This is a genomic window from Microcoleus sp. M2_D5, assembly GCF_036701935.1.
Lineage (GTDB): Bacteria > Cyanobacteriota > Cyanobacteriia > Cyanobacteriales > Microcoleaceae > Microcoleus.
Genome location: NZ_JAUBRP010000043.1, coordinates 46651 through 58441 on the forward strand (window position 1 = coordinate 46651; position 11791 = coordinate 58441).

The 11791-nt window shown below is 44.6% G+C and carries 14 protein-coding genes; 1 reads left to right on the forward strand and 13 read right to left on the reverse strand.

All coding sequences use genetic code 11. The annotated features are described in order from the left end of the window. Positions 1–404 precede the first annotated feature (404 nt). The 9 genes from QUA50_RS18440 to QUA50_RS18480 all read right to left on the reverse strand — a co-directional run bounded on the left by QUA50_RS18440 (position 405) and on the right by QUA50_RS18480 (position 10135). Positions 405–1868, reverse strand: a complete 1464-nt coding sequence (locus QUA50_RS18440) for a hypothetical protein (RefSeq protein ID WP_333265444.1) — start codon at positions 1866–1868, stop codon at positions 405–407. 1282 nt (positions 1869–3150) lie between these two features. After that, complete coding sequence (gene hemB / locus QUA50_RS18445; RefSeq protein WP_333265443.1) at positions 3151–4185, reverse strand: porphobilinogen synthase; 1035 nt, start codon at positions 4183–4185, stop codon at positions 3151–3153. A gap of 33 nt (positions 4186–4218) precedes the next feature. Continuing rightward, positions 4219–4575, reverse strand: coding sequence for a phosphoribosyl-AMP cyclohydrolase (hisI, locus tag QUA50_RS18450; RefSeq protein ID WP_333265441.1), 357 nt, complete (start codon positions 4573–4575; stop codon positions 4219–4221). 163 nt (positions 4576–4738) lie between these two features. After that, positions 4739–5389, reverse strand: a complete 651-nt coding sequence (gene folE, locus QUA50_RS18455; protein ID WP_333265439.1) for a GTP cyclohydrolase I FolE — start codon at positions 5387–5389, stop codon at positions 4739–4741. 71 nt (positions 5390–5460) lie between these two features. After that, positions 5461–6507 (reverse strand): GTP-binding protein, encoded by a 1047-nt coding sequence (locus tag QUA50_RS18460; protein WP_333265437.1) that lies wholly within the window; start codon positions 6505–6507, stop codon positions 5461–5463. Between the two features lie 247 nt (positions 6508–6754). Further along, entirely contained in the window at positions 6755–7324 is a 570-nt protein-coding gene (locus QUA50_RS18465) for a Crp/Fnr family transcriptional regulator (RefSeq protein ID WP_333265435.1), read from the reverse strand. 102 nt (positions 7325–7426) lie between these two features. Continuing rightward, positions 7427–8155: a metallophosphatase gene (locus tag QUA50_RS18470; RefSeq protein WP_333265433.1), complete on the reverse strand. Its 729-nt coding sequence runs from the start codon at positions 8153–8155 to the stop codon at positions 7427–7429. A gap of 391 nt (positions 8156–8546) precedes the next feature. Further along, the gene (locus QUA50_RS18475; RefSeq protein WP_333265431.1) at positions 8547–9362 is read right to left on the reverse strand and encodes a metallophosphoesterase family protein; all 816 of its coding nucleotides are present in this window, start codon (positions 9360–9362) and stop codon (positions 8547–8549) included. 5 nt (positions 9363–9367) lie between these two features. Continuing rightward, a complete protein-coding gene (locus QUA50_RS18480; protein ID WP_333265429.1) occupies positions 9368–10135 on the reverse strand; it encodes a GTP-binding protein in 768 nt (255 codons plus the stop codon). 246 nt (positions 10136–10381) lie between these two features. Here QUA50_RS18480 and QUA50_RS18485 point away from each other — a divergent pair, with 246 nt between their 5' ends. Beyond that, complete coding sequence (locus QUA50_RS18485) at positions 10382–10600, forward strand: chlorophyll a/b-binding protein (protein WP_333265427.1); 219 nt, start codon at positions 10382–10384, stop codon at positions 10598–10600. A 235-nt stretch (positions 10601–10835) separates the two neighbouring features. Here QUA50_RS18485 and QUA50_RS18490 read toward each other — a convergent pair whose 3' ends face one another. The 4 genes from QUA50_RS18490 to QUA50_RS18505 are packed head-to-tail and all read right to left on the reverse strand — an operon-like array spanning position 10836 to position 11728. Then, a complete protein-coding gene (locus QUA50_RS18490) occupies positions 10836–11012 on the reverse strand; it encodes an alpha/beta hydrolase (protein ID WP_333265425.1) in 177 nt (58 codons plus the stop codon). Further along, positions 10993–11277, reverse strand: coding sequence for a hypothetical protein (locus tag QUA50_RS18495; RefSeq protein ID WP_333298781.1), 285 nt, complete (start codon positions 11275–11277; stop codon positions 10993–10995). Before QUA50_RS18495 ends, QUA50_RS18490 begins: the two co-directional genes overlap by 20 nt. Beyond that, positions 11271–11486: an alpha/beta fold hydrolase gene (locus QUA50_RS18500; RefSeq protein ID WP_333265421.1), complete on the reverse strand. Its 216-nt coding sequence runs from the start codon at positions 11484–11486 to the stop codon at positions 11271–11273. The genes QUA50_RS18495 and QUA50_RS18500 overlap by 7 nt, the downstream gene beginning before the upstream one ends. Positions 11487–11533: 47 nt before the next feature. Further along, entirely contained in the window at positions 11534–11728 is a 195-nt protein-coding gene (locus tag QUA50_RS18505) for a hypothetical protein (protein ID WP_333265418.1), read from the reverse strand. Positions 11729–11791: the final 63 nt, after the last annotated feature.

Below are 11791 nucleotides of genomic sequence, written 5' to 3' on the forward strand. Positions count from 1 at the left end.
AAATTAATTCCGTGCCATATCCCGATTGTTGACGGCTTCTGACTTTCAGAACCAATGCTATCTGCCAGAGGGCGGACATGAAGGCGGGCGGGTAATTCCTCGCCTAGCCTAACTGCTGCTGGTTTACGAGCAAGAATTTCTGCGATTGTCTAGACTGCACCCTACTTTCTGCCCCTCAACGGAACTCTCGCTCGCATTCTGTTTGAGGCCAGATACCTGCACCCTACCAATTTACCAGCGACAGGAGGGGAATCACAACATGACATCTAGGTATTGCAACTGTGCAATTGGGGGTTCGAGGGTTCGAGGGTTCCAGGGTTCCAGGGCCAAACAGGCAGAAAATAAATAATTTTGAGCATAACTAATTCTATCTTATCCAAATTAGGGCCCAGAGGATTTGAGCTTCAATTCTGGCGATCCTCTTCGAGGGCTGCGCTAACGAACTTGATGAGAATAGCGCTGTTCCCCGCCAGTGTAAAACTCGCCTTGCCACCCTTGAGCATTAAGCTACCAACAACCTCATCCATTCTTTGAGAACTGAACTCCCGCACCGTGCCATTACCAGTTTTTATCAGCTCCGAAATATCAGCATTAACAGTGTAAGATGTTGCTCGGTCATTGACAACCAGCAAGTAAACATTCTTGCTAGCATCAACAGTTGCAACTGCCATTAAATCCGAACTTTTAGTGATAGGAAAAAAGGTAGCTTTCCCGCCCTGCAAAGCCCTAATTCCCATCCGCAAAGCATAGTAGCCTGCGCGCCGTTTTCCCCCGTCCCCTAGCAAACCTTCCGCCAGCCCCTGCTTTCCCCAGTCGTACAAACAGAATATGTGACTGCCGTCAATATAATTATCCCCCGGTTCGGAACCTCGAATCAAATTCTTAATCAAATTTAAAGCTAAAGATAAATCGCCGTAGCTAATGTTGTAAGTTCCCCATTCTCCTAACCAAAGCTGCGAGTTAGCGCGGACAGTACCGTTCATCCAGCCGCGCACTTTGCGGGTGTAGTTAGAAATATCTGCATCGTAGTTGTGGACATTGACTGTATCGAAATAATTCGGTATTTCCTGCAAAGCACTAGCCGGCCAATTGCTGCCGCCTATGGTTTTCGGGCCGTGGATGCGGTAAGTGCGCGAAGGCAAATAAGTTTTATAAACAAAGTCGATCGCATCTTTTGCCACCTTAACCAATTCAAAATAGTCAGCCCTAGTCCCGCCCCAACCCTGATCGCGATTGTCCGGTTCGTTGTGAATTTCCCAATCATCAACGCGGTAATCATTGCGAACATTCAGCCAATAAACTGTAGCAAAAACGTGTTCCCACCACTCGTTCCAATCTTCTCCTGTGCGCGGCGGATTCAGTTGCAGCGCCCAACTCGGCTTCCAGCCATTATCTACATTCCGAATACTCACCACCGGGCGAATATTTGCTTGTTTGAGAGTATTAAAAATAGTTTTGGCATTGCCTTCCCAAACCGTGCCGGGTTGTCCCGACCACCAATAATCGCTACCTTGGGGCGGATTAGTCATCATCCGATCCCAATGTGTCCAATTAATTATATTGGGATTTGTCTTAATTTCGTCAATAGATGGCCAACCGTATTTACCGTCGTCGTCTTCGGGTTCCCACCGGGACATCCCGCCGTAAATGCGGTAGGTATTAATTCCCAAATCTTGCAAATCTTTGATGTCAAAATTGATATTGCCCTCGACTGCACCGATGTAGCGAGTGCTGACACCCGCAGCCGTACCTGCAATTTTAATTGTTTCGATGTTTTGAGTAAAAGTTGTCGTTCCGATGAACAACTCTAGGCTGATGGCAATTAAAAAACAGAGAAAAAAAATTAGAATTCTAGTTTTTGATAACACGTAATTATTAACTACTAATTTAGGTTGTTTTCTGCCAGAAGTAAAGAGACCGATCGCTAATATAACTCGACGATCGCGCGACTTTGTTAGCTGTTGTAATCAAAAAGCATTAACTATTATACCCCTTTCACTAATTAATACATAAAGTAAAATAGCACGGGTAGCAGTCAAAAGTGAAGATTCACCTCGAACAACCACAGTAAAATCGTTGGGTATAACAATTAACCCTATAAATTGCGTTAAATATCTGGCGGGGTGACAACGCCGCCGGAAACCCAGACCGCACTCATATTTGATCGACTTGTGTTAAAAAAAGATAGGTCAAACTAAAGTTACACTCGACCAATCAACATATATGTTACCTGAATTCTATCATATTCACTTTCAAAGACAAGTATCCCGCTCTCAGTTTTTAGTTGTAGAAATAAGCTGTTCGCCATTTAAAAGACGATAGTAGCGTGCCGAGCTTACAGAAGTGTTTTCCTTGTCCCGTAAGTGTTCACTCCTGACGCACCCTACAAGCCTCGTTAGTTGTTTAAATGCTCCACAGCTTAGTGCTTAACCTCCAACGCTGTCAAGGTAAGTATTAAAATCTCTCTAATAGTCTAGGGATTTGGAATTCAGGCTTGAGGCTTGAAAAAATTTTACTCTATTAACCAGCCCTGTCAAGCTTATTCTTTTAACAGGTGATTAAGCATAAACTAGGTTGCTCGCCGATCGCCAGTCGGTAGGATGAGGTAAAGTAGATCGATCGCACCAATACACTATGAGGGCAGTGTTCACCCACAAACTACGAGATTTCAAGCGTTTGAGGGAGTTATATACCAGGGTCGGCAGTCACGCCAGACAGGGCTGGCAATCAGCTTCAAGCCGATCGCATTTACCGCATAACCGCAGCGTGAACCATCACTAAATTGCGCGCTGCGGTTATGCGACGATGTTTTTTGAGCACTGATTATATCTAGTGTTAGAGGAGTAAATGTTGAGATTTATTTTGCTGTTCAGTCGTCTTTAGGCGACTGCGATATGTGAAGCGGGAGTTCTATCGCCCGACGGGCTATAGCAAAAAGGGCGTTGCTTAATACAGGGATGAATTGAATAGTTCGGAATTGCCATCAGCCAAGTATGGTGAGTTTTGTAACTTCCGACAAAATTTGGTTCATACCGTTAATCAGCAACGCCACAAAAAGTTCTTTGCCGTGTAACTGGTTCCCAGGATCTTCCTAGGGACGAGGAAAAATATCTGCGTTAATCTGCGTGCATCTGCAGTAAAAAAACTCCCTTATTTCAACATCAAAGCAACTTCCTTAGCAAAATAAGTCAAAATCAGATCGGCACCAGCTCGTTTGATACTCGTCAAACTCTCCAAAATAATTCGCTTTTCATCAATCCAACCCAACTGTGCAGCAGCTTTGATCATTGCGTATTCGCCGCTGACATTATAAGCAGCTACGGGCAAATTAGTTGCTTCGCGCACTTGGCAGATAATATCCAGATAAGCCAAAGCAGGTTTTACCATCACAATATCTGCACCTTCTGCGATATCCAAAGCAACTTCTTTCAGTGCTTCTCGTGCATTAGCAGCATCCATTTGATAAGTCTTTTTATCTCCAAATTTTGGGGCAGAATCGAGGGCATCTCGAAACGGGCCGTAATAAGCAGAGGCATATTTTGCTGAATAAGCCAAGATTGCTGTATCGATGTATCCTGCCGCATCTAAGGCTTTGCGAATGGCGCCGATTCTGCCGTCCATCATGTCGGAAGGTGCTACCATATCCGCACCGGCAGCGGCTTGAGAAACTGCCATTTTTACTAACACTTCAACAGTCTGATCGTTGAGAATTTTACCATTTTCATCAACTAAACCGTCGTGTCCGTGTGATGTGAAAGGGTCGAGAGCTACGTCGGTAATTACTACTATTTCGGGAATGTTTTGTTTGATAGCTTTGACTGTTTGTTGGACTAATCCTTCAGGGTTGTAGCTTTCGGTTCCGGCGTCATCTTTTTTGCTGTCTGATATGACTGGGAAAAGGGCGATCGCGCCTATCCCCAAATTCCAACATTCAGCTATTTCTTTTAGCAATAAATCCAAGGAATAGCGATAACAACCCGGCATAGAAGCAATCTCAACTTTTTGCCCTTCCCCTTCCATCACAAACATCGGATAGATGAGGTCGTCAACTGTCAGGTGATTTTCCCGTACCATCCGCCGCAAAGCTGGTGTACGGCGGAGGCGGCGGGGACGGATGGTTGTGAGGGAGGGATTTCGATCGTTCTCAGTGGGAACGGCGGACTCGACGTTATTTGCAGATGACATAGGAACAGAGGGCAATAATGATAATCATTATTATTACATTATTGCGCGCAGCGGTAGCGCCACGGAGTTGAAAAAACAACTCCTCACGCCTGTGTGACAAGCTATTTCACCAATCTGTTCTATTTTGAGCACAATAGTATCGGCGTCGCAATCGTAAAATATTTGTTTGACTTTTTGGATGTACCCGGATGTCGCGCCTTTGTGCCAAAATTCAGAGCGCGATCGGCTCCAATAGTGTGCTTCTCCTGTGGCGAGAGTTTGCTTAATAGAATCTTTGTTCATCCACGCCATCATTAAAATGGTACCATCTCGATCGTCCTGGGCGATCGCCGGAATCAAACCTCGATCGTTAAATTTTAAAGCTTCTATCCACAAATATTTTTGATCCATATTCAGTTTACAGGGGTTGTATTTCCTCAAGTAAGATTTTTTACCGCAGAGGGCGCAGAGGGCGCAGAGGGAGGAAAGGGAAAGAGAGAAACATGGTAATCCAATATGACTCTCTTTTCTTTGTTCAGCCTACAAACACGGAATTTTTGGCAGACAATTCTAGCTAGTGAAAGCTTGATTTCTGCGCGATTAAACTCATGAATTCTTGACGAGTTCTGGCATCTTCAGCGAACACTCCCCGCATTGCTGAAGTCGCAGTCCAAGAACCTGGTTTTTGCACTCCCCGCATTACCATGCACATATGAGTAGCTTCGATAACAACTGCTACACCTTGAGGTTTTAGCAATCCTTGAAGTGCCTCCGCAATTTGTGCGGTTAAGCGTTCTTGTACTTGCAATCGGCGCCCGTACATTTCACAAATTCGAGCAATTTTTGACAGTCCAATTACTTTTCCGTTGGGAATGTAAGCAACGTGCGCTTTGCCTATAATTGGCAGGATGTGGTGTTCGCAGGAACTGAAAATATCAATGTCCCGCACTAATACCATTTCGTTAGCATTTTCTGTGAACACCGCTCCATTGAGCAGTTCGTCTAGAGATTGACGATAACCTCCAGTTAAGAACTGCAAGGCTTTGACAACTCGTTTCGGTGTATCTCGCAACCCTTCGCGGTCTGGGTCTTCTCCCAATCCTACCAGCAATGTACGCACTGCTTGCCTCATTTCTTCATCTGATACAGGGGGTTGAGATTGAGTAGGAATCGATGACACTACACCATTTGGAGAAGTCAGTTCGGGACGAGTAGATAAAGTCATGCTTGCAGTTTGTGAAATGTTTAACCGTGGGTATGGACTTTTAGTTACTAGATGCTTAGATTGACGAAATCTTAAACTAAGCAACTGTTCAGTTGTTCTCTAATTTGAGCGGTATCTAATTTGCGACCAATAACTACGAGTTGATTGTTAGGTGAAGTCAACCATTCCGAAGCATCTAGTTCGTATCTGGGGCCGCTGAGTTGAAATATGTGTCTCATCGGACTGTCGCTAAACCAGAGAATGCCTTTAGCGCGAAATACATCGAAGGGCATTTTTTCGGTGAGAAATTCTTGGAATTTGTGGACATCAAAAGGTCGATCGCTCTGAAATGATAGCGAAACAAATCCGTCATTATCTAAGTGATTGGAGTGATGTTCGTGATGGTGATGGTGATGTTCGTGTTCGTGATGTTCGTGTTCGTGATGGTGATGTTCGTGTTTTTCCTCTGTTTCAAAACTGTCGAAAAGTTCTGCTTTGGTTAAACCTACACCCAAAATTAAGGGTAAAGGAACTTCACCATATTCTGAGTGTAAAATTCTCGCTCCTTCTTTCACAGTGCGAATGTAAGCTTCTAATTCTTCTACTTTTTCTGAAGGAGCTAAATCGGTTTTGTTCATCAGCACGATATCTGCAAATGCTACTTGTTTTAAAGCTGCTTCGCTGTCAAAATGATCGGTGGTGAATGTTTCGCTATCGACTACAGTGAGGACTGAATCTAGACTGGTTAATTCCCGCAATTCCGTGCCGAGAAATGTCAATATAATCGGCAGGGGATCGGCAACTCCGGTGGTTTCAATTACCATGCAATCGATACGGTCTTCCCGTTCTAAAACTCGGTAGACGGCATCGACTAAGCCTTCATTGATGGTACAACAAATACAGCCGTTGCTCAGCTCTACCATGTCATCTTCGGTAGAAATTAAAAGCTGCGAATCAATGTTGATGTCGCCAAACTCGTTAACTAAAACTGCTACTTTTAAATCTTGGCGATTTTTGAGGATTTGATTGAGCAAAGTGGTTTTGCCGCTGCCGAGAAAGCCGGTAATTATGGTTACTGGCATTCCTCTTTTGGGAAAATCGGAAATTAAATCTGGGGTTTGTACAGCGAGATTAGTCATTGTTCCTCATTGATTAATTGTAGAGGCCCTGCTGTGAGTTCAGAAAGCTGCTAAGTATCCTAAAGCTCCTGTGGATAGCACTTCCTAGCCAAACTTTAGGTGCGGTCGCCTGTATCGCACTATATCGACTATGATAATCATTATCATACTTCAGATGTGCTTTAAGCGCAAGCCCTAGAATTATTGCTCAGCTAGCTGATGATTCATAAACACTTCACTGTCATCCCTTTTCCAGATAAATCCCATGTTACAAACGGGAATTTAAAACAATGTATTGAGGGCGAGTGCGATCGATAATTCCCTCCTCCTCCAGCCGACACATCAGGCGCGTCACCGTAATCCGCGTAATTCCCATCGCCTCAGAAATCTCCTGGTGAGTCAATCTCAGATCGATCAAAACTCCTTGTGCTACTTCCCGACCAAATTTTTTTGCCAACCAAGCTAATAGTTGCAACAGTCGATCGCGCAGACATTCGCTGCGAACAATGCAGAAAAATTCTTGAGTTTGCTGAAGATGTCTGAAAACTTCATCTAAGGATTGATAGCACAAATTTTGAGGAATGTAACTAATTTCTACATGAGTTTTGCTCTCAATTTGATAAGGTTGAACGCCTGACAGCGAATGACCGAGTACGTCTCCAACTCCCCAATATCCGAGGGTTATTGGTGTTCCCTGTTCGCTCCAAGTCATGGTTCGGACAATTCCCCGCTCAATTCGCAGTAAGCCGTTAAAGGGCATGGGTATCAACTGACGGCAGGTGAAAGTCTGCTGTCTGAGATTAGGGTACAAGGCAGGAGTGTAGGTTAAAAGAGTCATAGGATTTAGGTTTAGCGTCACCGCTACTTTGGATAGAACATACAGCTTAAGCTAATTGATAATATATGTCAACTAGCTCTCAGTCATTGCCATGCCCGACTGCTAAGCTTGAAACCCTTTGCGGGTGGTGTAAGAGACGTTTCGGAACTTGACCGTATCCGTGTCTGGGTCGTAGAGAGTATAATTTGCTTGTCCGCTGAGCCGACCCACATTCCCAACTCCGATAGCCCTTCGCGCTGTTGCAGACACGGTTGCAGGCGGCTCTTGAGAGTCCAGAGTCATTACCCAGTTATTGATAATGGTGGGCTGTAGTTGATACTCAAATGCTAAGCCCGATCGCCCGCAAAACAAAGTATTAACATCAGCGCGGATAACGCGATCGAGCATCACAGGCGGCGGAGTCTCCGGGGTAAGCTCATCAGACGCGCTAACCGTACTCCCGTGAATCAACAAACAATCCAATTCATGAAAACCAAAATTCAAAGAGCGCAACCACTCTACAGTTTTCCGACTAACAGAATCCCAGAGCAACTTAATCGTATCTGCGCCGTATTTTTGTCGCAATTCTGCCGCATCAGGGCTAGAACCTATTCCGTGTAAGTTGAAACACTGTTCTTCCCACCACCCGATACAAATTTGAGGTTCGATTTCTCCTCGTTTGGGCGATCGGACTCGCTGCACTAATTTTTCGCAATCGGGATTCGGGCCGACTAAATCACCCAATATATACAACTCCTCAACACGAATTTTCAAGCGCTTGATGTCAGCTATTACAGCTTCATAAGCAGCCAGATTTCCTTCGACTCCACTTAGTATTGCCCAGTTTTTCATACTTGTTAATTGTTAGTAATAATCGAGGTTTTTGCCTGGTTAGTTTGGATTTTTTTTTTCGGAGCGTGTTTTGAACTGATATCTTACACCAATGTCAAAAACTTGTAGGGGCGGGTTCACCAACAATAATCGCCAAAAACCAATAATCTTATAAACCCGCCCCCACCCAACGGTAAATCACAATCTACCTGTTTAATAAACAGAAGTTGTTTTGAACTGATATCTTATACCAATATCAAAAACTTGTTGGGGCGGGTTCACCAACAATAATCGCCAAAAACCAATAATCTTATAAACCCGCCCCCGCCCAACGGTAAATCACAATCTACCTCTTTATTGAACAGTCAACAGTCAACAGTCAACTCTCAACTGTCAACAGTTAACTGTTTATCTACCTCTCACAAACATGAGTCGGATCGTCAGCTCTTTCTGCATATTCCAAACCTCTAGCCAAACGCCAAGCAAAAATCGGCGGCAAACCTTTTTCAATAATTGCAGCGCAAGTGGCTTGATAGTCATATTCGACTTCTCGCAATATCACTTGTTGAGCGTCAACATCGTAAATCGCGTAGGTAGCATTCGGCCTCCCGTGGCGCGGTTCTCCCACGGAACCAACATTCACAATCCGCTTTAAAGGAGCAGTAAAACTTAAATCTTTTTCTCTATCAATACTCGGCCCGCTTACCCGAACCTGCATTTTTCCAGCATCTAAAGTACGAACGTAGGGAACGTGAGTGTGACCGCAAAACAGCACGTCAGCACTCGCAGAAAATACCCGCTCTAAGGCAGAAAAAGCATCCATTGTCGGCAGTAAATATTCATGATTGCTGTGAGGGCTACCGTGGACAAAACACATATTGTCTTCCCGCAAACTGTGCGGCAAAGTGGCTAAATATTCCCGCGTTTCTAAGGGAATTTGTGCGTTAGTCCATTCGTGGGCTAATTTTCCTCTTTTTTCGGCTAAAACTGAGGGATAGCTGCATTCGCAGGAGTTCAAACCTTCGACTATATCTTCGTCCCAACAGCCTACACAGGTGGGAATGTCGAGGGAGCGAATCATTTCTACGACGGCGTGGGGATGGGGGCCGTAGCCGACTAAATCTCCGAGGCAAAAGATTTTTTCTGCTTGTTGTTCGTCAATGTCTGATAAAACTGCATTTAAGGCTTCATAGTTGCCGTGAATGCAGGACATAACTGCTATTTTCATGTTATTTATTCTGCTAATAAAAGTGCTTGTTTGACTTGTTGTTGGTAATTCAACAGAATTGTTTCGGACAGACAGCAATCTTCTAGGGTTTGTCCTAATGCTGTTTCATCGAGATTTTCGCCGACTATTTCTATGCCGCTAAATCTTTGGGGGCGGCCTTCGAGCCAGCGGGGAAGTGGCAATTCTTCGTGGGCGGTTTCTTTGAATTCGGCAGAGAAATCGAAGTAAAAAGATCGACCGTCGGCTATGTCAAAAATGCCTTTGGCTCGGTGGATTTTGCCGTAGGCTCCTTGAGTCATTTCTTGGTACCAAAACAGATCGAGGCTGGCGGGATCGAGGACTTGTCCGCTGGCGGGGCTGCGCCAAATTGATAGTTTTTCTGGTTCGCCGCTAACGGCTATTCCTTCTACAATTACATCCGCCCATTGATGCCATTCGGTGTTTTTGATTTCTGGCGGGACTACAGCAAATCGGCGGCTGGGGAAGCTTTGAAGCAGGTTTTCTACTGCTGTCAGTTGCAGGTAAAATCCCAGTTCGATATAAGCTGAAACGCCGTTTTCTAGGTGTTTCGCGAGCTCGGATTCTTGGCCGTCTGTCAGGGTGGTGATTTGCCCAAATTCGGCGGCGATGCAGGTTTGGTCGATCGGCACATTGCCTGTTCCAGGGCATAAATACAGCGCTGGGGAGGTTTCGGCTGCTAGCTGCTGTCGAATCCAGGTTGTTTTTCCGCTTCCGGGCGGGCCCGCTACGGCGGTGATTGTTGATTGACTCATAAATACAATGATAATCGTTCTCAAACAAGTTGGCTCTTATATATTTAGATTTAATTTGGCGATCGGGCAGGATGCCCCCGTAGCGAGAGTTTCTACTGGTTTCCAGGCGTGCGTTTCGAGGCCGCCCAAGCCCTACTGGCAGCCGTTGTGACTAGCATCACTAACTTTCATGCGTCAAGTCACTGTAATGTAAATTAACATTTTGTTACATTTATTTACATAAAGCAACGAAACAAGGAAAAACACATGACTTCACGTAACCTGATCGTAGATGACCAAGGCCTGCTCAACAACTTCGCGATCGAGCCCGCGATGTATGTAGACGCCAACGTCAGCACCGGATTTACCGAGTATGCAGAGAAAGTTAACGGACGTTTTGCGATGATTGGCTTTGTTTCTTTGCTGGCGATCGAAGTTTTGACTAAACAAAGCTTTATCGGCTTCATCAAAGATATTTTAGGATAGGGCGATTTATCAGCTTGAGTTTTATTCAGAAATAGGGCAACTTTTTACCTACAGTCTAGCCGCTGTTGCCCTAATAATTGCTTTCTGAGTGTATATTTTAAAGCTGTTTTACATACAACAAATTAGAAAATAAAGTCTCAGCAATTGTTGAGGCTTTATTTGTTGCTTTTACATCCATTACACCCGTTACATCTTGTACAATCCTCGTTGCCGAACTTCTTTGCGCTATATCAATTCAAACAGCTTTGTTTGCCAAAAAGTCTCTCATGTACCGATTCACTAACTGCGGCTGTTCCTGCTGCACCCAGTGGCTGCAATTAGGAATGTAATGAATCTGAAAATCTCGCACGTAATCTGCGGTTCCATAGGTTAACTCTTTGCCGAGGGCGACATCATTTTCTCCCCAAACCATCAGCGTCGGAACTTGCAGAACCCTCTAATTGTGGCGATCGAGAAATCCGCCAGCTAGATTGCGGTAATATATTGATAGTAGCAGTCAGAGCGCCCCGTTTGGCAGCAGCATCTTTGTAAGCTTCGATATCTGAGGGGCTAAAGGTGTTTTTGTCAACTGCCATACCTTCCAAAGCAGCAGAAATTGCCTGATAGTCGCCCAACTGAATTAAAAACTCCGGCAAAACTGGCAACTGAAACAAAAAGATGTACCAAATTCTCAGCAATTGTTGGGGAGTGCGTAACCCCTGAGATCCACAGCGACAACTTTATAATCTGATGCAAATTCCGGGATTTGATGCCGCCAAGAATACCAAAATTCAGGAAATCCGTGCAACATCAGCATCAGCGGGCCAGAACCTTGAGTGACACAGTGCAGTTTAATGCCGTTCGTAGCGATAAATTCGTGTTTCCAAGCAGCTTCTAGCACAGACATATTTGATGCTTGTTCTAGCTATCGATATATCATAGCAGTTACTCTCTTTAAGAGGAACCAACTTTAGGCATATCTAGCAATTCTCCCAGCACTTGTAAACTCTTCCTTTTCTCTTCATTTGTGGAACAGGCGTCTTGCCGATGCTTCGCGCAAAAAAAGCCGTAGCACGGGCGAGGACGCGACACGATCGCCCGTTTCCCAAAAAGATTGCTATCTCTGTCAAAATAACAGGGTAAACGCATCTTAACTGGAACCCAAAATATGCTACAGTTAAATCCGACTAAATTTCAATGTAGTTTGTTGTA

Coding starts and splice junctions, on each gene's coding strand:
- hemB (WP_333265443.1), bottom strand. CDS start 4,185: ATGTCATCTGCAAATAACGTCGAGTCCGCCGTTCCCACTGAGAACGAT.
- hisI (WP_333265441.1), bottom strand. CDS start 4,575: ATGGATCAAAAATATTTGTGGATAGAAGCTTTAAAATTTAACGATCGA.
- folE (WP_333265439.1), bottom strand. CDS start 5,389: ATGACTTTATCTACTCGTCCCGAACTGACTTCTCCAAATGGTGTAGTG.
- QUA50_RS18460 (WP_333265437.1), bottom strand. CDS start 6,507: ATGACTAATCTCGCTGTACAAACCCCAGATTTAATTTCCGATTTTCCC.
- QUA50_RS18465 (WP_333265435.1), bottom strand. CDS start 7,324: ATGACTCTTTTAACCTACACTCCTGCCTTGTACCCTAATCTCAGACAG.
- QUA50_RS18470 (WP_333265433.1), bottom strand. CDS start 8,155: ATGAAAAACTGGGCAATACTAAGTGGAGTCGAAGGAAATCTGGCTGCT.
- QUA50_RS18475 (WP_333265431.1), bottom strand. CDS start 9,362: ATGAAAATAGCAGTTATGTCCTGCATTCACGGCAACTATGAAGCCTTA.
- QUA50_RS18480 (WP_333265429.1), bottom strand. CDS start 10,135: ATGAGTCAATCAACAATCACCGCCGTAGCGGGCCCGCCCGGAAGCGGA.
- QUA50_RS18485 (WP_333265427.1), top strand. CDS start 10,382: ATGACTTCACGTAACCTGATCGTAGATGACCAAGGCCTGCTCAACAAC.
- QUA50_RS18490 (WP_333265425.1), bottom strand. CDS start 11,012: ATGGTTTGGGGAGAAAATGATGTCGCCCTCGGCAAAGAGTTAACCTAT.
- QUA50_RS18500 (WP_333265421.1), bottom strand. CDS start 11,486: ATGTCTGTGCTAGAAGCTGCTTGGAAACACGAATTTATCGCTACGAAC.
- QUA50_RS18505 (WP_333265418.1), bottom strand. CDS start 11,728: ATGCGTTTACCCTGTTATTTTGACAGAGATAGCAATCTTTTTGGGAAA.